Origin of the sequence: Ralstonia sp. 1138, assembly GCF_040544795.1 — a bacterium.
In the GTDB taxonomy this organism is placed as follows: Bacteria; Pseudomonadota; Gammaproteobacteria; order Burkholderiales; family Burkholderiaceae; genus Ralstonia; species Ralstonia flatus.
Window position 1 is genome coordinate 198,372 of record NZ_JBEPKQ010000003.1, and the last position, 20,279, is coordinate 218,650.

Genomic DNA, 20,279 nt, shown 5'->3' on the forward strand with positions numbered 1-20,279 from the left:
GCGCAAGCAAGGAACAACTCATATGCGCTCATTTGCTCAACGATTTGCGTTTGCCGCGACGGCCACCGCCGCGCTCGCGCTGGCGTGTGTCCAGCCTGCCGGGGCCGAGGATATTGATCTGTACACCGGGCTGCAACCGCAGGCAGGCAAGCCCAACGTGCTGATCATCATGGACAACGCGTCCACATGGAATGCATCCGCAACGTTCACCTGCGACACCAGCGGCGTCGTGTCGAGCAACAATGCGAACACCGATGTCGGTGCCGAGCAGTGCGCGCTCTATGACGCGGTGAACGCGTTCAAGAATTCCCCGTCGCTGCTGGGCAACCTGAATCTGGGCCTGATGATGTTCGGCTCCGGCAACAACGTCGGTGCGCAGTTCCAGTTTCCGGCAACGCCGCCCGCGCAATTGCCGCTGATGGATCTCAATGGGATCAACAGCTTTCTCAACTACGTGTTGACGATCGACCGTCAGGCAAACAACTCGAACAACTCGCAGGTGGGCGGCGGCATGGAGGAGGCATGGGCCTACTTCAACAGCGGAACCGGGCCATCCGGAACGTCATACAAGTCGGCCAATCCGATCAACAACCCGTGTCAGCGGAATTACGTCATCTACATCGGCAATGCCGTCAACAACGGCAAACCGCAGGACACCGGCAAGAACATCCAGAGCGATCTGGCATCTGCGCTCGGCCTTTCTGCCAACACGACGCCGCCGCAGATCGTCATCCCATCGCCCTACAACAAGTACCAGGCCAACTGGGGCGACGAGTGGGCGCAGTTCATGTACCGCTATGACCTGCAGACGAAGACGATCCCCAAGGATCATCCGCCGCAGAACATCATCACCTACACGATTTCCGTCACGGACGGAAACAACCCCGACTACGTGGCCTTCGACCAGAGCATGGCCACGAACGGCGGCGGCAAGGCGTATGTTGCGCAGCTTGGCAAACCGGACCAGCTGAAGGACATCCTGCTGCAGATCTTCAACGAAATTCAGGCTGTGAACAGCGTGTTCGCCTCGGTCAGCTTGCCGGCCGCCGTGAATGCGCAGGGCCAGTTCCTGAACCAGGTCTATGTCGGCATGTTCCGTCCGGACGCGAGCGCCGCGCCGCGCTGGATGGGGAACCTCAAGCAATACCAGGTGGGCTACGACGCCAACGGCACCCTGCAGTTGCTGGACTCCGTCGGCAAACCGGCGCTCAGCAGCGCAGGCACCGGCTTCATTTCGCCCAACGCCGTCAGTTTCTGGTCGGCCGATCCCCCGCTGGCTTTTGGCACCAGCGGCTACGGGTCGGGCGTAACGAACTGGCCGAAGAACGGATTCTGGATCAACAGCCCTTCCGGCGTCGGAGGCGCAAGTGACTCCCCTGACGGCGAGGTGGTCGAGAAGGGCGGCGCCGGTGAAATGCTGCGCGCCCAGTTCCTGACCGATCAAAGCACCCGTGTGCTCTATACCTGCAACGGCGTCGGCACGTGCCCGACCAGCGGTGCCATGCCGACGTTCGACACGTCGAACACGTGGCTGACCGGCGGTGCAGGGAAAGGGCTGGACGCCATCAACTCCTACAACAGCGTCAACGGCGCCCCGGCCATCACTTCGACCGAGCAGAACTACTTCATCAATTGGGTGCGCGGCCGCGACGTCTACGCGATGGACGGCACCACGAAGGCGCCGACGGTGGGGCAGGAAGCCGAGACAGGCCCGGGCTCTCCGGTGACGATCCGTCCGTCGATCCACGGCGACGTGCTGCACTCGCGCCCCGTGGTGATCAACTACGGAACATCGACCGCGCCCAACGTCGTCGTCTATTACGGCACCAATGACGGCGTGTTCCATGCCGTCAACGGCAACCAGGCAACCGGCATCAAGACCTCGTCGACGAACATCGTGCGTCCGGGCGGCGAGCTGTGGGGCTTCATCCCGCCCGAGTTCATCGGCAAGCTGAGCCGGCTCTATGCCAACACGCCGGAGGTTGCGCTCTCCACCACGCCGGGCGGCATCACGCCCAAGCCGACACCACGCGACGACTTTTTCGACGGCAGCACGACCGTCATGCAGGATCAGCGTGTGACCGGCAGCCCGCGCACCGTCATCTACCTGACAGCGCGTCGTGGTGGCAGCCTCATTTATGCGCTGGACGTGACCGACCCCGTCAACCCGCGCTACCTCTGGTCGCGCAGCAACACTGACATTCCGGAGCTGGGCCAGACCTGGTCGAAGCCTCGCCTGATGCGCGTGGCAGGCTATACCAACCCGGTGCTGATCATGGGCGCAGGCTACGATGCCGCCTCCGAAGACAGCGACCCGGCACCCGGCACCGACACCGTCGGCCGCGGCATTGTCGTGCTCGATGCGTACAGCGGCGTGCCGGTGTGGAGCGCGTTGGCCAATTGCAGTGGCGTCGCGGGCGTGTGCGTGAAGAACACCAGCCTCACGCGCTCGATTGCCTCCGATGTCACCACGGTGGACCGCACGGGCAGCGGCTACATCCAGATGGCCTACGTGGGCGATGTGGGTGGCAACATCTGGCGCGTCGATTTCCAAAGCGCGGCCGGCAACACCCCCGCCAACTGGGCACTGACCCAATTCGCGACGCTGGGCGGCGCAGCCAACACCAACAATGCGCGCAAGTTCTTCTATGCGCCCGATGTGGTGCCCACGGCTGGCTTCAATGCGATCCTCGCCGGCACCGGCGATCGCGAGCATCCGCTGTATTCGGCGTCGAACGCGCCCGGTACCGCATACAACGTGGTCAACCGGTTCTACATGCTCAAGGATCCGAACCTCGGCCCGGTGCCCGCCGGCTGGACGCCGCTGACCGAGGCCAACCTCGTCGACGCGACCTCGGGCGCGTACAACGGCACGGGCTCCGGCTTCTTCATCACGTTGCCGAATGCAGGCGAGAAGGTGGTGAATGCGCCGCTGACCGTCGCGGGCTACACGACGTTCGGCACCAACACGCCGGCAGTGCCGAAGGCCGGCATGTGCTATCCGAACCTCGGCGTGGCGCGTACCTACTCCGTCAGCTTCCTCACCGGTGCGGGTCAGAACCCCGACCGGTCCGTCATGCTCGATGGCGGTGGCTTTCCGCCGTCGTCGGTGTATGGCGTGGTGCTGGTCAACAACGGCAATGGCGGCACAACGCCGGTGCCGGTGTGTTTTGGCTGTGGCAACCAAACGGGTACGGGTGGTGGATCGTCACTCGCTCCGATCAAGGTCTCGCCGACGGGCCTCGGCAAACGCAAGCGCACGTTCTGGTTCTCCGAAACCGACAAGCACTGACCCGCATCGTCCCGCATCGCTCCCAAACGGCCCGCCCAGCGCGGGCCGTTACAATTCCGGCCAGATGCCGGAGCACTCCCGTTCCCGCAACCATCCGGAGAGTAGCCATGACTGACGTTTATGCATTCGAGGCCGATTCGCTGACCGGCCAGCGCGTGCCGCTGTCGCAGTACAAGGGCAAGGTCCTGCTGATCGTGAACACGGCCAGCAAGTGCGGATTCACGCCGCAATACGCGGGGCTGGAGGCGGTATACAAGCGGCTGCACGACAAGGGGCTGGAAGTGCTCGGCTTTCCGTGCAACCAGTTCGGCAAGCAGGAACCGGGCGGCGAAGACGAAATCGGCGCGTTCTGCGAAAAGAACTACGGCGTCTCCTTCCCGATGTTCGGCAAGATCGACGTGAACGGCTCCAATGCGCATCCGCTCTACAAGTGGCTGACCTCGGAAAAGCCCGGCGTGCTCGGCATCGGAGCCATCAAATGGAACTTCACCAAGTTCCTGCTGCGCCGCGACGGCACGGTGTACAAGCGCTACGCGCCGATGACCAAGCCGGAAGAGATTGCCGGCGATATCGAGCGGCTGCTGGCGGAGCCGGATCCCGCCTGACGTTGCGTTCGTCGGTTACGGTCGTTAATCCGACGAGCCTCGCACCTTGCGCATGAAGTCCGCCAGCGAGCGCTCGGCGGATTCGGCAAAGTGGCGCTCCAGAATGTCCACTTTGACGCAGCGGTCGAGGCGGAAAGTGCGGTAGTCCTGACGGTGCTCGCACCAGGCGGCCACCAGCCAGACTTGTCCCCAGAAGAACAGGCCGAGCGGCTGGATGCAGCGTTCGGTCAACTGGCCCTGCGCGTCGCGGTAAGACAGCCGCGCAACAGCGTGGCGGCCCAGGGCGGCATGCAGCGTATCGAACACCTGCTTGACCTCGCTGCCCATGCCGTAGCCGGGCGCGAAGATGCGTGTGGTCTCGGCCTCGGCGCGGCGTTCGGCGGGCAGGGCGCCCATCAGCTTTTCCAGCGCCGCTTCCACGGAGTCGGCCATGGTGCCGCCGCTCCACGCCTTGATCATCCGCGCGCCGGCCACCAGCGCTTCCACTTCATCGGCGGTGAACATGAGCGGCGCCAGGTCGTAGCCGGCACGCATGCGGTAGCCGATGCCGGCTTCTCCTTCGATCGGCACGCCCGAGACAGACAGATCGCGGATATCGCGATACACCGTGCGCTCCGACACGCCGAGGCGGTCGGCCAGCATCGCCGCCGTGGTCAAACGGCGGCCTCGCAGGATCTGGGCAATCTGGAACAGGCGGTCGGCGCGGCGGGTCATGCGCGGCATTGTAGTGGGCTTCTTGCCGCGCGCAATCCGCACAATCTTTCCCCTACGCGCCGAAGGGCGTCAGTTCACGTTGCGGGTGGATATCCACCACGTCGACCTGCTCGCCACGGCGCAGCATGCGCTTGCCCAGTCGCGGGAAATCGGCAATCTCGATGTTGAGATGTTCGCCGCCGCACAGGTAGACGAGATCTTCCTTGCCGCAGTTGCGCAGGTGGTGCGCGACGCCTGTGGGGAAGGCCATGAAATCGCCGCTGCGCACGGTGAAGATGTTGTCGTCGATCTCGGCCTGCGCTTCGCCGGAAAGGATGTAGATCCATTCCTCTTCGCGCTGGTGCGCGTGATAGACGAACGACTCCTTGCCCGGCGGCACGCGCGCGAAGTTCACGCCGGTGCGCTTGAGCCCGAGCAGCCGGCCCATCATCGTGCCGTGAATTTCCGACAGGCTGTTCCAGGGGTGCGAAAACGACTGCGTGCGCGCGGTGACATCCGCGGCACGCATGAGATACGGGGATTGGCTCGGCATGGTGTTCTTCTCTGTCTCATGGTGAAGGCCGGCGCCCGCGCACCGGCCTTGGGGAGCGTTGCTGCCGTTACTGCTGCAGCAGGTACGCCTGCGTCTTGGCATCCGGCTCGTGCAGGCCGACGCGGTTGCCTTCGGTGTCGACGATGTGGGCGATGCGACCCATGTGGTCGGGCAGCGTCATCGGGCCGAATACGCATTGGCCACCGCTGCCGTTCACGCGCTCGAGCACGGCATCCAGGTTGGGCGCGTTCAGGTAGACCACGCTGCCCTTGTCGGACGGCGCAAAGCCCTCGCCCTTGACCAGCGCGCCGTGGATGGTCGTCTCACCCGCCGGAAACACGCCCATGGTCAGGTCGCCCATGTCTTCCTGCTTGAGCTGCGTGTCGAAGACGTTCTCGTAAAACTTCACCGCGCGCGGGAAATCGTTGGCGGGGATTTCAAACCAGTTGATGACGCTTGCCATGGTGTTCGCTCCGGTAGGTGGCTCAGGCGGTGGGGAGTGCCGTTGCCGGTTAAGGTGGAGCGATTCTGGCGGGGGGCTCCTGACAGCGTTCTGTCAGGAGCATTCAGGAGGACTGAGGATCGTGTCTCAGGTTGCTCAGGCAGTGAATGCCGGGCGGAGGGGGGAGGCAGCTCAGTGGGGAATCCAGCCCGCCAGCAGCGGCACCAGCACCGCTGTCAGCACGCCGTTCAGGCCCATGCCCAGCGCCGAGAACGCACCCGCTTCCGGATTGACCTGAAACGCGCGCGCGGTGCCAATGCCATGCGCCGCAATGCCGGTGGCGAAGCCCCGCACGCTGTACTCACGCACGCGCAGCAGGTTCAGCAGCCGCGTCGTGGTCGTCGCGCCGACAATGCCGGTAATGAGCACCAGTACTGCCGTGATGGTCGGCGCGCCGCCGATCTTCTCCGAGATACCCATGGCGATCGGGATCGTCACCGATTTCGGCGCCATCGAGCGCAGCGTTTCCGGCGATGCGCCCAACAGCCACGCGATGCCCACCGCTGACACCACCGCCACGACCGACCCCGCAAGCAGCCCGGCCATGAGCGGTAACGCGTGGCGGCGCAGCTTCGCCCATTGCTGAAACAGCGGCACCGCCAGCGCCACCGTGGCCGGCCCCAGCAGGAAGTGCACGAACTGCGCGCCGTCAAAGTAGGTCTTGTAAGGCGTGCCTGTCACGGTCAGCAGCGTGCCCAAAATGACCACCGCAATCAGCAGCGGATTGACCATCGGATTGAAGCGGCTGCGCTCATGCAGACGCACGCCGATCAGGTAGGCGATGAGCGTGGCAGTCAGCCCGAGCAGCGGGCTGGCGGCCAGGTAGACCCAGAGTTGATGCAGGTTCGGAGCCATCGCGTTCATGGGGCCAGCTCCTCGTGGGCTTCGCCGTGGTCACCCATGCGGCGCATCAGCGCGCGGGTGACAAGTGCACCGGCGGCAATCGACAGCCACGTCGATACGACAGTCGCCACCACGATCGGCAGCCATTCCTGCCCGATGCGGTTCAGTTGCGTCATGACACCCACGCCGGCCGGCACGAACAGGATGGTCAGGTGCCGCAGCAGTTCACTCACGGTGCCGTGCATGACTTCGAGCACGCGGCCCTTGTCCACCAGCAGGTAGATGACCAGCAGCACCATGCCGATCACCGGACCGGGCACCGGCAGGTGCATCGAATACGTCAACAGCTCTCCCACCGACTGGAACGTCAACAGGATCGCGAAGGTTTGCAGCATGGGGCCTCCGGGTAAAACGAAGCGCCAAGTATAGAACCGGGCTGCGTTCGTTTCAGGCCAGCATGCGGTCGACCAGCTCGATCCAGTGTTCGACCGGCGTGTCGGTGCCGCTTTGCAGATGCGTGACGCAGCCGATGTTGGCGGTGACGATGCGCTCGGGCTGCGTAGCTTGCAGCTTGGCGAGCTTGTCGTCGCGCAGGCGGTAGGCAAGTTCCGGTTGCAGCACCGAATACGTCCCCGCCGAGCCGCAGCACAGATGGCTGTCGGCGCAGAGCTTGACGTCCACACCCAGCGAGCCGAGCAGTGTTTCCACCGCGCCGCGAATCTGCTGGCCGTGTTGCAGTGTGCAGGGCGGGTGCCATGCCACGCGCGGCCGTTGCGCTTCCGGTTTGGCTTTCTGAAGAAGCTGCTGTGAAAACGCAGGCAGCACCTCGCACAGATCGCGCGTCATGGCGGACACACGCGCCGCGCGCTCGGCATAGGCCGGGTCGTCGCGCAGCAGGTGGCCGTATTCCTTGACCATCGCGCCGCAGCCGGAGGCCGTCATGACGATGGCCTCGGCGCCGGCCTCGATATGCGGCCACCACGCGTCGATGTTGGCGCGCATGTTGCCCAGGCCGCCTGCGTGGTCGTTCATGTGATAGCGGATCGCCCCGCAGCAGCCGGCACGGTCTGCGCTGATGAGCTGCACGCCCAGCTTGTCGAAGACGCGTGCAGTGGCCGCGTTGATGTTGGGCGACATGGCGGGTTGTACGCAGCCTTCCAGCAGCAGCATCTTGCGTGCGTGCGCGGTGCTTGGCCGCACGCCGGCGTGGGGTTGCTTCGCCGGGACCTTGTTGCGCAGCACCGGCGGCAGCATCGGCCGCACGGCTTGTCCGAGCTTGAGCGCGGAGCCGAACAGCGCCGGCCGCGTCAGGCCCTCGCGCAGCGCCCAGCGCACGGCGCGTTCGCCGAGCGGGCGTGATTCGCCTTTCGCGTCGAGCTGGTCATCGACGATCTTGCGGCCGATCTCGACGAGGCGCCCGTAGGTCACGCCGGACGGGCAGGTCGATTCGCAGTTGCGGCAGGTCAGACAGCGGTCCAGGTGCAGGCGTGTGGCCTCGCCGGCGGGCTGGCCTTCCAGCACCTGCTTCATCAGGTAGATGCGCCCGCGCGGGCCGTCCAGTTCGTCGCCAAGCAGTTGGTAGGTCGGGCAGGTGGCGGTGCAGAAACCGCAGTGCACGCACTTCTGCACGATGCTTTGGGCTTCTTCGCCGTCGGGGGTGTTGCGCAGGAACGCCGCGAGCGTGATTTGCATGATGGGCTTGCGTTAGAAGTCGGCAGTCAGAACGCTGAATACAGACGGCCCGGGTTGAAGATGCCGTGCGGGTCGAAGCTGTCTTTCAGGCGTTTGTGCACGGCCATCAACGGCGCGGCGACGGGCGTGAAGATGTCGCTGGCGCGGTCGCCGTTGCGGAACAGCGTGGCGTGGCCGCCGGCCTTGCGTGCTGCATCGCGGATGACATCCGCGGAGGTGTTGGCGGTGTCGATCCACCAGCGCTGGCCGCCGCCCCATTCAACGAGTTGCTCATCAGCGGACGCATGGCCCAGCGCCAGCGGCGGCGTGGCGGGGGGCAGCGCGATGCGCCACAGCGGCAGGCCGCCTTGCACGGCGCGCGCGAAGAACGCATGCGATTGCTCGCGCAGGTCGCGCCAGAACGCCGCCGCTTCTGCGTCATCAACACGCTCGCCGCCAAGCTTGGCGATGGCCGCACGCACCGCCGCATCGGCCCCGCTCAGGCGCACCCACAGCGCACCGTCGATCCACGCAGACGCCGCAATCGGCAGCGGCTGGCCGCCCCAGCGGTTGAGGGTATCGATGGCCTCGCCTTGCGCCATGGCAAAGCGCAGCGTTGCATCGCAGAACGGCATCGGCAGCACCTTGAGCGACACCTGCACGATCAGGCCCAGCGTGCCGAGCGCGCCGGCCATCAGGCGCGAAACGTCGTAGCCGGCCACGTTCTTCATGACCTGGCCCCCGAAGTTCAGCAGGTCGCCGCGGCCATCCATGACGACGGCGCCGAGCACGAAGTCGCGCAATGCCCCCACCGATTGCCGGCGCGGCCCGGACAGGCCCGATGCAAACGCACCGCCCACGGTTGCCTGTTGGCCATTCGCAGCAAAGTGCGGCGGCTCGAACGCCAGCATCTGTTTGTGCTCGGCCAGTGCGGCTTCGATTTCGACGAGCGGCGTGCCGCTGCGCGCGGTGACGACGAGTTCAGCGCAGTCGTAGTCGACGATGCCGGACCATTCGCGTGTGTCGAGCACCGTGCCGTTGGGCTGCGGGGCGCGGCCGTAGAAATCCTTCGTGCCGCCGCCGCGCAAGGTCAGCGGCGTATGGCTGTCGCCCGCATGGGCGATGGCGTCGCGAAAACGTGCGAGCGTGGGCGAAAGGGCGGTGTCTGGCGTGCTTGGCATGGCGAACCTTCGGGTGCGCAGCTCACTGGCTGGGCGCGGTCTCGGTGGGGTGAAGCGGAAGCCTGGTGCCGCAGCGCTTGCAGAATGCGGCGTCGGTGTCGTGACGGTCGAACGTGCAGCCTGTGCAGGCGCGCGTCGATGGCGCAGTGGGTGGCGTGGTCGAGGAGGAACCGTCGCGCATGGTGTTCACGAGTTCGGCACCGATGATGCCGGTGGGGAACGCGATGATGCTGTAGCCGAGCAGGATGGTCATCGACGTGATGAACTGGCCCAGCGGGGTCTTCGGCACGAGGTCGCCAAAGCCCGTGGTGGTGAGCGTGACGACCGCCCAGTACATGCTGACCGGAATGCTGGTGAAGCCATGCTGCGGCCCCTCCACCACGTACATCACCGTGCCCAGGATGATGGTGATGATGAAGACGGTGCCCAGGAACACGAAGATCTTGTGCCGCGCGTTCAGCAGCGCACGCAGGAGGATCTGCGCTTCTTCAAAGTACACCGTGATCTTCAGGATCCGGAAGATCCGCAGCAGGCGCAGCAGCCGCACATCGAGCAGATAGGCCAGCTCGGGCACAAAGATCGCCAGCCACGTCGGCAGGATCGAGATGAAATCGATGACGCCGTAAAAGCTCAGCACGTAGCGCCAGGGCCTGCGCACCACCAGGATGCGCATGACGTATTCCGCCGTAAACAGCAGCGTGAAGAGCCACTCGAGCACCGTGAAGAGCGTGCCCGCGCGGCCGCTTACGCTCGGCAGGCTGTCGAGCATCACCACCAGCACGCTGGCGAGGATGGCGCCCAGCAGGGTCAGGTCGAACAGCCGGCCGGCGCGTGTCTCGGCTTCGAAGATGACGGTGTACCAACGCAGGCGCCAACCGCTCTCGGGCTTGCCGAGATACTCGCCAAGGCGCGCGTTGTGGGCGTGCCAGCGGTTCCGGGTGGTACGGGGCGGATTCTTCATGGCTGCGGGCTTCAGAAGCGCGGCAGATCCGGATGCGGCAGCAGGCCGTTGCGCACGTGCAGCTTGCCGTATTCGGCGCAGCGTGCGAGCGTCGGGATGGCCTTGTCGGGGTTCAGCAAACGCGCCGGGTCAAAGGCTGCCTTCACGCGCAGGAAGGCATCACGCTCTTCCGTCGAGAACTGCACGCACATCGAACTGAGCTTTTCCACGCCTACGCCGTGCTCGCCCGTCACGGTGCCGCCCAGCTCCACGCAGGTCTCGAGGATGTCGGAGCCGAACAGTTCGGCGCGGTGCCATTCGTCCTGGTCTTCGCCGTTGAAGAGGATGAGCGGATGCATGTTGCCGTCGCCGGCGTGGAACACGTTGATGCAGCGCAGGGCGTACTTCTGCTCCATCTGCTGGATGCGTCGCAGCAGCGTGCCGATGTGCTTGCGGGGGATGGTGCCGTCCATGCAGTAGTAGTCCGGCGAGATGCGCCCGGCTGCCGGGAAGGCATTCTTGCGTCCGCTCCAGAACTTCAGGCGCTCGGCCTCGCTTTGCGAGACCTGGATCCGCGTGGCACCCGAGGCGCGCAGCACTTCGCTCATGCGCGCGATTTCTTCGGCCACTTCTTCGGGCGTGCCGTCGGATTCGCACAGCAGGATGGCGGCGGCATCCAGGTCGTAGCCCGCGCAGACGAATTCCTCCACGGCCGCGGTGGCGGGCTTGTCCATCATCTCCAGCCCGGCCGGGATGATGCCCGCGGCAATCACGTCGGCGACGGCGTTGCCGCCCGATTCCACATCGTCAAAGCTGGCCATGATCACCTGCGCCAGTTGCGGCTTGGGGATCAGGCGCACGGTCACTTCGGTCACCACGGCCAGCATGCCTTCGGAGCCGATCACCGTGGCCAGCAGGTCGAGGCCGGGGGCGTCGGGCGCTTCGCTGCCGAATTCGACGACCTCGCCGTCCATCATCACGGCGCGCACGCGCAGCACGTTGTGCACGGTCAGGCCGTATTTCAGGCAGTGCACGCCGCCCGAGTTTTCATTCACGTTGCCGCCGATGGTGCAGGCAATCTGCGACGACGGATCGGGCGCGTAGTACAGCCCGTGCGGGTTGGCGGCTTCCGAGATGGCAAGGTTGCGCACGCCCGGCTGGACCACCGCCGTGCGCGTGTAGGGGTCGACCTTGAGGATGCGCTTGAACTTGGCCAGCGAGAGGACCAGCCCGCCCGGCGTGGGCATCGCGCCGCCCGACAGGCTCGTCCCTGCGCCGCGCGGCACCACGGGCACGCCCAGGCGGTGGCATACGCGCAGGATTTCGACGACCTGCGCCTCGGTATCCGGCAGCACCACGGCCAGCGGCACCTGCCGGTAGGCGGCCAGGCCATCGCATTCATACGGGGTGGTGTCTTCGCGCTCCCAGAGCAACGCGTCGTCGGACACGATCCGGGACAGCGCGGCGGTCAGCTCGGCCTGCAGGGCGGTCAGGTCGCGGGCGGTGGCGGACAACGACGATGGCGCATTCATGGGGTGTCTCTCATGGTTCTGCCCGCCAGCGGTGGCCGGGGTGGGAGGCACTATATCCCGGCCGCCGCGCCGCGCGGCGTGTTAAGGACTTTTGCTGCGATGAATTTGGCTCGCCGGGGCGGCCAATGCGGTTCATCGCGGTGCAGCAAGGGTTCGCCGCCCGTTGGTGGAGGTCCGACCTTCACGATCGAGCCTCCGACCGTCGACGATGGACCTCCGATCACCGAGCTTCACACTAAAAGTTTCGAATCCGAGGTTCGGATACCTCACGCGTGAGGCAAATACAGTCGCCGTTGATGAAAAAAGCAGCAACGATGAGGTTCAGAACGCCAACTTCGAGGCTCAGAGGGTCGACCGATGACGCTTTTTGCTCCGACGTTGCTGCTTTTTTCATCAACGCTGAGGTTCCGAACGTCAACGTCGATACTAAAAGTTTCGAATCCGGTGGTTTGAGGCCCGGCGACGCGCCTCCACTGCCCACGGCAGGCCGCTTACCAATCCAGCCCGAGCAACCAGTCCACAAAATGCTGCGCCTCGGGCTTCATCGGTGCCTGCTCGCGCTGCACGATGTAATAAGCATGTGGCGACGTCGATTCGATGTCCAGCAGCCGCACGATCTGCCCCGAGGCCAGCCAGTTGCGCGCCATCGCCTGCCGCACCAGCGCCACGCCCTGGTTGGAGGCGACGGCTTCCAGCATGAGCCCGATGTCGTTGAAGAGCGAACCGGTGGCAGGCTCCGGCGCATCCAGCCCCGCTGCCTCGAACCACGGGCGCCACGGCTCCAGCGGGCTGCGCAGCAGCGTGAGGTTCAGCAGTTGCGATGCCTCGGTGATGGTGCTGCCGCTGATCTGCTCGAAGTAGCCGCGCCCGCATGCGGGAAACACCGGCTCGTTGAGCAGGAGCGTGGTCTTCAGGTCGGGGTAGCGGCCGGTGCCGTAGCGGATTTCGACGTCGGTGTCTTCGGCCTTCACGTCGAGGAACGGGATGGCGAGGTGCAGCTCCACGTCGATGTGCGGATACAGCGCGTTGAACTCCGGAATGCGTGGCACCAGGTGCTGACGCCCGAACGTGGGCGGGATTGCCACACGCAGCCGCGCGCGCTGTTTGCTGAATTCCGGGCGAGCCAGCTCATGCAGGCTCTTGAGCGCGTCCTGCACGCTGCGCAGGTAGCGCGTGCCGGCGGCGGTCAGCCGCAATGCCGTGCCGGTGCGCACGAACAGGTCTTCGCCCCACAGCTCTTCGAGGTTCTTGATGCGGTGCGAGACCGCGCTGGGCGTAACGGACAGCTCCTCGGCCGCGCGCGCGAAGCTCGCATGGCGTGCGCCCGCTTCAAAGGCAATCAGCAGGTGCAGCGGAGGAACGCGCTTGAAGACGGAGGCCATTACAGGTGGAAGATCTTGCCGGGGTTGAGGATGTGCTTCGGGTCCAGCGCGAGCTTGACGCTGCGCATCAGGTCGATCGCATCGTTGCCGTGTTCGGCGATGAGGAAGTCCATCTTGTGCAGGCCCACGCCATGTTCGCCTGTGCAGGTGCCGTCCATGGCAATCGCCCGCGCGACGATGCGCTGGTTGATGCGCTCGGCTTCTTCCAGTTCTTCCGGCTTGTTCGGATCGATCAGCAGCGCGACGTGGAAGTTGCCGTCGCCGACGTGGCCGACGATGGGGGCGGGCAGTTGCAGCGCGCTGGCCAGCAGGTCCTTCTCGGTCTCGACCACGCATTCAGCCAGGCGCGAGATCGGCACGCACACGTCGGTGGTGACGGCGCGGCAGCCTGGCTTGAGCTGCAGGAACGCAAAGTAGGCGTTGTGGCGGGCGTTCCACAGGCGGCTGCGGTCTTCGGGGCGCGTGGCCCATTCGAAGCCCTGGCCTTTATGTTCAGCGGCGATCTGCTGGACGGTCTCGGCCTGTTCCTGCACGCCATGCTCCGAGCCGTGAAACTCGAAGAACAGCGTCGGCATCTCGGGCAGCGTCAGCTTGTCGTACTGGTTGATCGCCCGGATGGCCAGCGCATCGACAAACTCCACGCGCGCAATCGGCACGCCCATCTGGATGGTGTCGATCACGGCGGACACCGCATCGCCCATGCTCGGGAAGGCGCACACGGCTGCGGACACGGCTTCCGGTTGCGGATACAGCTTCAGCGTGATCTCGGTGATGATGCCGAGCGTCCCCTCGCTGCCGATGAACAGGCGCGTGAGGTCGTAGCCCGCCGACGATTTGCGTGCACGGTTGGCGGTCTTGACGATGCGGCCGTCGGCGGTGACGACCGTCAGGTTCAGTACGTTTTCGCGCATCGTGCCGTAGCGCACGGCGTTGGTGCCGGACGCACGCGTCGCACACATGCCGCCGATGGACGCATCCGCGCCCGGATCGATCGGGAAGAACAACCCGGTATCGCGAATCTCGGTATTGAGCTGCTTGCGCGTGACGCCCGGTTCGACCGTCACCGTCAGGTCTTCCGGGTGCACCGACAGCACGTGGTTCATCTGCGAGAGATCGAGGCTCACGCCGCCGGCCACGGCCAGCAGATGGCCTTCGAGCGACGAGCCGGCGCCATACGGGATCAGCGGAATTTCGTGCTCGAAGCAGAGCTTGGCGACGGCAGCGACTTCCTCGGTGGTCTGCGCGAAGACGACGGCGTCGGGCAGCATCGGGTCGTAGGCGGATTCATCGCGGCCGTGGTGGGCGCGCACGGCTTCGGTGGTGGAGACGCGGTCGCCGAAGCGGGCCCGCAGCGCGTCGAGCATGACCGGGGGGATCGGCTTGCGCACCAATCCGGGATGGGGAATCGGGTGGTTCATGGGGGTCTCGCAATGTTGTGCGGCTCTCGGCGGGCCAATGGATCATTCTAACGCCGGGGTTGCACGCCGCTTGCGATAATGGCGGCTTGCAACGCGCCAATACAGGAACAGGAGACGCACCTTGGGCAACCGCCTATCCAAAATCGCCACCCGCACCGGCGACGACGGCACCACTGGCCTTGGCGACGGCAGCCGCACGGCCAAGGACAGCCTGCGCATCGCTGCCATCGGCGACGTCGACGAGTTGAACTCGCACATCGGCGTGCTGCTGACGGAAACGCTGCCCGACGGCGTGCGCGCGGCGCTCACCGCCATCCAGCACGACCTGTTCGATCTGGGTGGCGAACTCTGCATTCCGGGCTACACGATGGTGACGACCGCGCACGTGCTGCGGCTCGACCAATGGCTGGCCGATTACAACGCCGATCTTCCGCGGCTGGCCGAATTCATCCTGCCCGGCGGCAGCCGCGCCGCGGCACAGGCGCATGTGTGCCGCACCGTTGCGCGCCGCGCGGAGCGCAGCATCGTCGCACTCGGCCGCGCAGAGGCCATTGGCGAGGCGCCGCGCCAATACGTCAACCGCCTCTCGGACCTGCTGTTCGTGCTGGCGCGCGTGCTGAATCGCGCAGATGGCGGCACGGACGTCCTCTGGAGGCGCGACGAGCACAAGCCGGCGTAATCGCCGTCCGCATCAAACAAAACGGCCCGGCGAGGTGACGTTACCTCGCCGGGCCGTTTGCTTGTGCGGTGCGCTGACTTAGTTCACGCTTGTCGGCGTCGTCGTGCTTTGCGCCACGGCGGCCAGCCCCGCCAGTTGCCCCGGCGTGGTGATCGTCAGCGCCTGCGATGGCGTCGGCGCCGGGAAGCCGGCTTCGGCCAGCGCTTCCTTGATGGTGCGGTTGGTGTCGAAATAGACCTGCCAGTAGTTGTCGTTGTGCGTGTACGGGCGCACGGCCAGCACAGGCCCGACCAGGTTGAACTCGAGAATCTCAACATCGACCGCCGGATCGGTCAGCACGTTCGGAATGGCGGCCACCTTTTCCTTGAGTAGCGCGATGGCGGCGCGGTGATCGGCGCTGCCGGCCAGTTGCGCCTTCAGCTCGACGCGGCGGAACGGGTTGGAGGTGTAGTTCTGGATCGTGTCGGCGAAGATCTTGCCGTTGCCGACAATCGTGACCACGTTGTCCGGCGTGTTGATGGTCGTGGCAAACAGGCCGATCTCCTTGATCGTGCCCGTCACGCCACCGGCCGTCACGAAGTCGCCCACCTTGAACGGCCGCAGCACGATCAGGAACGCGCCCGCCGCAAAGTTGGACAGCAGGCCCGACCACGCCATGCCGATCGCCACACCGGCTGCAGCAATCAGCGCCGCGAACGTCGTCGTCTGGATGCCGAAATAGCCGAGGATGCCGATCACCAGCAGCACATTCAGCGTGACGGTGATGATGGAGCCGACATACCGCAGCACGGTCGGATCGACCTTCTGTCGACTCAGCGAACCTTCCACCATGCGCACGGCCAGGTTGATCAGCCAGCGGCCGACCACCCAGAAGACGATGGCGGCGAGGATCTTCATGCCGACGTCGGTGGCATACTGCGCCACGATTGCCTGGTACTTGCTTGCGGTGTTGACGGCGGTGTCCGCCAGGTTGTCTGCCATGGGTGCCTCCGAAAGAGCAGGGGGGAACCCACCTACGATATGTCAAAGACAACGCACTTGTGTGACTTTGATACGTTTCGCTCACATTTGTTATAGATCTGCGCGTTGATGCGCGCGCAAAGAAAAAGGACGCCCGCAGGCGTCCTTCCCAAATCACGCTGATGGCGTCTTAGTTGCCGCTGCCCGGTACGAGACGGCGCTTGCGCACGGCGTCGGCCAGCGTTTCCAGCACCTTCACCGAATCGTCCCAGCCGATGCAGGCGTCGGTCACGCTCTGGCCATAGGCCAGGTCGGATACGGGCGTGCCTTGCACGTGGTCCTGGCGCCCGGCGTTGATGTGCGATTCCACCATCACCCCGACGATGCGGTTGTCGCCGGCAACCATCTGGCGGCCGATGTCTTCGCACACCGGAATCTGGTTCTCGTGTTTCTTGCTGCTGTTGGCGTGCGAGGCGTCGATCATCAGGCGCGCGGCCAGGCCCGACTTGGAGATGGCGTCGCAGGCTTCCTGCACGCTGGCGGCGTCATAGTTGGGCGCCTTGCCGCCGCGCAGGATGATGTGGCAATCCTCGTTGCCGGCCGTCGACACGATGGCCGAGTGGCCGCCCTTGGTGACCGACAGGAAGTGGTGCGGCTGCGATGCGGCCTTGATGGCGTCCACGGCGATCTTCACGTTGCCGTCGGTGCCGTTCTTGAAACCGACCGGGCACGACAGGCCGGACGCCAGCTCGCGGTGCACCTGGCTTTCGGTGGTGCGCGCGCCGATGGCGCCCCAGCTCACCAGATCGGCGATGTACTGCGGGCTGATCACGTCGAGGTATTCGGTGCCGGCCGGCAGGCCCAGTTCGTTGATGTTCATCAGCAGTTCGCGCGCGGTGCGCAGGCCGTCGTTGATCTTGAAGCTGCCGTCCATGTGCGGGTCGTTGATCAGACCCTTCCAGCCGACCGTGGTGCGAGGCTTCTCGAAGTACACGCGCATCACGATTTCCAGCTCGTTCTTGAAGCGCTCGCGCTGCTCGACCAGGCGGCGGGCGTAGTCCATCGCTGCCTTGGTGTCGTGGATGGAGCAGGGGCCGATGATGACGATCAGGCGGTCGTCCATGCCGTGCAGGATGCGGTGCATCGCGTTCCGGCTCTGGTAGATCAGGTCGGACACGGTATCGCTGCACGGGAATTCGCGGATCAGATGCGACGGCGGCGTCAGCTCTTTGAGTTCGCGAATGCGCAAATCGTCGGTGTTCTTCGGCATGGAAAGCTCCGGGGATGTGTCTTGAGTTCTATTGGAAACGTCTACTGTGTTCGGATCATGTTTCGCGTCGGTGCCGGGGTGGGGCAGGTGACAGGGCGAAAAAAAAACCGCCAGGGTCGCTGGCGGTTTTCGGTATCTGCTGGGTGCTTTTATTTTTGCTGCAAGCGCCCCTCTCCTTCCGCCAGCGGTGCGAGATGCCAAAAGTAAAAGTAAAAAAACTTGGCGAAGGACATGAGAGGAAAACGAGGCAATGCAGGAAAAATTGTGGCGCTCAGTTAGCTTGAACCTACTGCGCCGCACCAATCGAACCGTCTTTATAAACCCTTTTTTTGAGGGCCGCAAGCGCGGATTTTCCGGGCCTGCGGCGTCAAAACGACGGTTCCAGGGCAATCAGGCGGTGCCGCCCACGGTCATGTTCTCCATGCGCAGGGTCGGCTGACCGACACCCACCGGCACGCTCTGACCTTCCTTGCCGCACACGCCGATCCCCGAATCGAGGCGCATGTCGTTGCCGATCATGGTCACGTGCTTGAGCGATTCCGGGCCACTGCCCACCAGCGTCGCGCCCTTGACCGGCGCGGTGATCTTGCCGTCTTCGATCAGGTAGGCCTCGCTGGCCGAGAACACGAACTTGCCGTTGGTGATGTCGACCTGGCCACCGCCGAAGTTGACCGCATACAGGCCTTTCTTAACGCTGGCGATGATCTCTTGCGGGTCCTTGTCGCCGCCGAGCATGTAGGTGTTGGTCATGCGCGGCATCGGCAAGGCGGCGTAGCTCTCGCGGCGGGCGTTGCCGGTCACGGGCATCTTCATCAGGCGCGCGTTGAGCGTGTCCTGCATGTAGCCGGTGAGGATGCCGTCTTCGATGAGCGTGTTGCACTGCGTGGGGTTGCCCTCGTCGTCGAGGTTGAGCGAGCCGCGGCGGTTGGCCAGCGTGCCGTCATCCACCACGGTGACGCCCTTGGCCGCCACGCGCTCGCCCATGCGGCCGGAAAACGCCGACGAGCCCTTGCGGTTGAAGTCGCCCTCCAGGCCGTGACCGATGGCCTCGTGCAGCAGCACGCCGGGCCAGCCCGGACCGAGCACCACCGTCATCGTGCCGGCCGGTGCCGGCTTGGCTTCCAGGTTGACGAGCGCGGAGGAGACCGCCTCGTCCACGTATTCGCGCAGCAGTTCGTCGGTGAAGTAGCCGTAGGCATAGCGGCCGCCGCCGCCGGAGCTGCCCATTTCGCGGCGACCGTTCTGCTCGGCAATGACGGTGACAGAGATGCGCACGAGCGGGCGCACGTCCGCAGCGATCACGCCGTCGCTGCGCGCAACGAGCATCACGTCGTATTCACCGGCCAGGCCGGCCATCACCTGCACCACGCGCGGGTCTTTGGCGCGGGCGAGCTTTTCGATCCGCTCGAGCAAGGCAACCTTTTCGGAGGCCGTCATCGAATCGAGCGGGTCGTTCGGTGCATACAGCGAGTGGCTGCCCGGGGTGCTGGCCAGACTGCTGGCGACCTTCACGCGACCGGCGCCGGCTTTGCCGATCGTGCGCGTGGCACCGGCGGCCTGCATCAGCGCGGGCAGGCTGATGTCGTCGGAATACGCGAACGCCGTGCGGTCGCCCGACACGGCGCGCACGCCCACGCCCTGGTCGATGCTGAAGCTGCCGGATTTGACGATGCCTTCTTCCAGGCTCCATGCCTCGTTGCGGGTGTACTGGAAGTAGAGGTCGGCGTAGTTCACGCGGTGCGTGAAGATGTCGGCTAGTGCGCGCTGCAGGTGCGCTTCATCAAGGCCGTACGGATCGAGCAGCACGCGGCGCGCGATGGACAGATTCTGGATGGCGATGTCGCCTGCGTTCATGATCGGTTCTCGTAAAAAAATTCGATTGGCTTACATCACGCGGTGCTTGAGCGCGGGCAGGTCCCGGCGCACTTGTGCGATGCGTGCGGGGTCCATGTCGCCGATGGCGACGCCTTCGCCCTCGGGCACGGAGGCGATGATCTCGCCCCACGGATCGACCAGCATGGAATGGCCCCACGTGCGGCGGCCGTTTTCATGGCGCCCGCCCTGCGCGGCGGCGAGCACATAACACTGGTTCTCGATGGCGCGGGCGCGCAGCAGGATTTCCCAGTGGGCGGCGCCCGTCACATAGGTGAAGGCCGCCGGCATCAGAATCAAGTTCAGGTTGCCCTGTGCCGCCAACGCCCGGTACAGCTCCGGAAAGCGCAGGTCGTAGCACACCGACATGCCCACGCGGCCGCACGGCGCATCGAATGCGACCGGCGTGGCGCCGGGTTCGATGGTGCGGGCTTCGTCGTAGCGCTCTTCACCGCGCACGAAGTTGAACAGGTGGATCTTGTCGTAGCGTGCGACCCGCAATCCGGCCGGGTTGAATGCGAGCGACGTATTGCGCACGCGCTGTTCGTCGTCGCACCACATCGGCAACGTGCCGCCGACGAGCCACAGCTTGTGGCGGCGCGCGGCATCGGCGAGAAAGGTCTGGATCGGGCCGTCTTCGTCGCCTTCGCGGATGGCGACCTTGTCGGTGTCCTTGCGGCCCATCATGCAGAAGTACTCGGGCAGCAGCGCGAGTTGCGCACCTTGGGCGGCGGCCTCGGCGAGCAGGGCGTCTGCCCGCGCCAGGTTGGCGTCCACGTCGATGGCCGTCACGGTCTGGATGGCGGCGACGCGAAAAGGTGCATCGAAAGGCGCATCCATACCGGATGCGACGGGGGCCGGAGCAACGGTGGTCGAGGTCATGGCG

At 65.2% G+C, this 20,279-nt stretch carries 18 protein-coding genes; 3 read left to right on the top strand and 15 right to left on the bottom strand.

Features of this window, described 5'->3' with window-relative positions:
- Positions 1 to 22: 22 nt before the first annotated feature.
- Positions 23 to 3,292: a pilus assembly protein gene (locus ABIC76_RS13790; protein ID WP_354534315.1), complete on the top strand. Its 3,270-nt coding sequence runs from the start codon at positions 23 to 25 to the stop codon at positions 3,290 to 3,292.
- A gap of 107 nt (positions 3,293 to 3,399) precedes the next feature.
- Complete coding sequence (locus ABIC76_RS13795; protein WP_147214279.1) at positions 3,400 to 3,897, top strand: glutathione peroxidase; 498 nt, start codon at positions 3,400 to 3,402, stop codon at positions 3,895 to 3,897.
- A 24-nt stretch (positions 3,898 to 3,921) separates the two neighbouring features.
- On the opposite strand, the gene ABIC76_RS13800 is transcribed toward ABIC76_RS13795, so the two are convergent.
- The 11 genes from ABIC76_RS13800 to ABIC76_RS13850 all read right to left on the bottom strand — a co-directional run bounded on the left by ABIC76_RS13800 (position 3,922) and on the right by ABIC76_RS13850 (position 14,612).
- The gene (locus ABIC76_RS13800) at positions 3,922 to 4,620 is read right to left on the bottom strand and encodes a helix-turn-helix transcriptional regulator (RefSeq protein WP_027680592.1); all 699 of its coding nucleotides are present in this window, start codon (positions 4,618 to 4,620) and stop codon (positions 3,922 to 3,924) included.
- A gap of 43 nt (positions 4,621 to 4,663) precedes the next feature.
- Positions 4,664 to 5,143, bottom strand: a complete 480-nt coding sequence (locus ABIC76_RS13805; protein WP_354534316.1) for a cupin domain-containing protein — start codon at positions 5,141 to 5,143, stop codon at positions 4,664 to 4,666.
- A gap of 67 nt (positions 5,144 to 5,210) precedes the next feature.
- Complete coding sequence (locus ABIC76_RS13810) at positions 5,211 to 5,606, bottom strand: VOC family protein (protein ID WP_027680594.1); 396 nt, start codon at positions 5,604 to 5,606, stop codon at positions 5,211 to 5,213.
- Between the two features lie 171 nt (positions 5,607 to 5,777).
- Positions 5,778 to 6,509, bottom strand: coding sequence for an LrgB family protein (locus tag ABIC76_RS13815; protein WP_027680595.1), 732 nt, complete (start codon positions 6,507 to 6,509; stop codon positions 5,778 to 5,780).
- Positions 6,506 to 6,883, bottom strand: a complete 378-nt coding sequence (locus ABIC76_RS13820; RefSeq protein WP_354534317.1) for a CidA/LrgA family protein — start codon at positions 6,881 to 6,883, stop codon at positions 6,506 to 6,508. The genes ABIC76_RS13815 and ABIC76_RS13820 overlap by 4 nt, the downstream gene beginning before the upstream one ends.
- Before the next feature lie 52 nt (positions 6,884 to 6,935).
- On the bottom strand, positions 6,936 to 8,180 hold the full coding sequence (gene glcF / locus ABIC76_RS13825; protein WP_354534318.1) for a glycolate oxidase subunit GlcF: 1,245 nt from the start codon (positions 8,178 to 8,180) through the stop codon (positions 6,936 to 6,938).
- 26 nt (positions 8,181 to 8,206) lie between these two features.
- Complete coding sequence (gene glcE, locus ABIC76_RS13830) at positions 8,207 to 9,340, bottom strand: glycolate oxidase subunit GlcE (protein ID WP_354534319.1); 1,134 nt, start codon at positions 9,338 to 9,340, stop codon at positions 8,207 to 8,209.
- Between the two features lie 22 nt (positions 9,341 to 9,362).
- Positions 9,363 to 10,301, bottom strand: coding sequence for an ion transporter (locus ABIC76_RS13835; protein ID WP_354534320.1), 939 nt, complete (start codon positions 10,299 to 10,301; stop codon positions 9,363 to 9,365).
- An 11-nt stretch (positions 10,302 to 10,312) separates the two neighbouring features.
- Positions 10,313 to 11,812, bottom strand: coding sequence for an FAD-linked oxidase C-terminal domain-containing protein (locus tag ABIC76_RS13840; protein WP_354534321.1), 1,500 nt, complete (start codon positions 11,810 to 11,812; stop codon positions 10,313 to 10,315).
- Positions 11,813 to 12,303: 491 nt separating this feature from the next.
- Positions 12,304 to 13,194, bottom strand: coding sequence for a LysR substrate-binding domain-containing protein (locus tag ABIC76_RS13845; protein ID WP_045787641.1), 891 nt, complete (start codon positions 13,192 to 13,194; stop codon positions 12,304 to 12,306).
- The gene (locus ABIC76_RS13850) at positions 13,194 to 14,612 is read right to left on the bottom strand and encodes an FAD-binding oxidoreductase (protein ID WP_354534322.1); all 1,419 of its coding nucleotides are present in this window, start codon (positions 14,610 to 14,612) and stop codon (positions 13,194 to 13,196) included. The genes ABIC76_RS13845 and ABIC76_RS13850 overlap by 1 nt, the downstream gene beginning before the upstream one ends.
- Positions 14,613 to 14,733: 121 nt before the next feature.
- Between ABIC76_RS13850 and ABIC76_RS13855 the strand changes: the two genes are divergently transcribed.
- Complete coding sequence (locus ABIC76_RS13855) at positions 14,734 to 15,291, top strand: cob(I)yrinic acid a,c-diamide adenosyltransferase (protein ID WP_354534323.1); 558 nt, start codon at positions 14,734 to 14,736, stop codon at positions 15,289 to 15,291.
- A gap of 78 nt (positions 15,292 to 15,369) precedes the next feature.
- Here ABIC76_RS13855 and ABIC76_RS13860 read toward each other — a convergent pair whose 3' ends face one another.
- The 4 genes from ABIC76_RS13860 to ABIC76_RS13875 all read right to left on the bottom strand — a co-directional run bounded on the left by ABIC76_RS13860 (position 15,370) and on the right by ABIC76_RS13875 (position 20,275).
- Entirely contained in the window at positions 15,370 to 16,272 is a 903-nt protein-coding gene (locus ABIC76_RS13860) for a mechanosensitive ion channel family protein (RefSeq protein ID WP_102066753.1), read from the bottom strand.
- A 169-nt stretch (positions 16,273 to 16,441) separates the two neighbouring features.
- Complete coding sequence (gene aroG, locus ABIC76_RS13865) at positions 16,442 to 17,521, bottom strand: 3-deoxy-7-phosphoheptulonate synthase AroG (RefSeq protein ID WP_354534324.1); 1,080 nt, start codon at positions 17,519 to 17,521, stop codon at positions 16,442 to 16,444.
- A gap of 390 nt (positions 17,522 to 17,911) precedes the next feature.
- Entirely contained in the window at positions 17,912 to 19,375 is a 1,464-nt protein-coding gene (gene tldD, locus ABIC76_RS13870; protein WP_024974813.1) for a metalloprotease TldD, read from the bottom strand.
- A gap of 30 nt (positions 19,376 to 19,405) precedes the next feature.
- Entirely contained in the window at positions 19,406 to 20,275 is an 870-nt protein-coding gene (locus ABIC76_RS13875) for a carbon-nitrogen hydrolase family protein (RefSeq protein ID WP_354534325.1), read from the bottom strand.
- Positions 20,276 to 20,279: the final 4 nt, after the last annotated feature.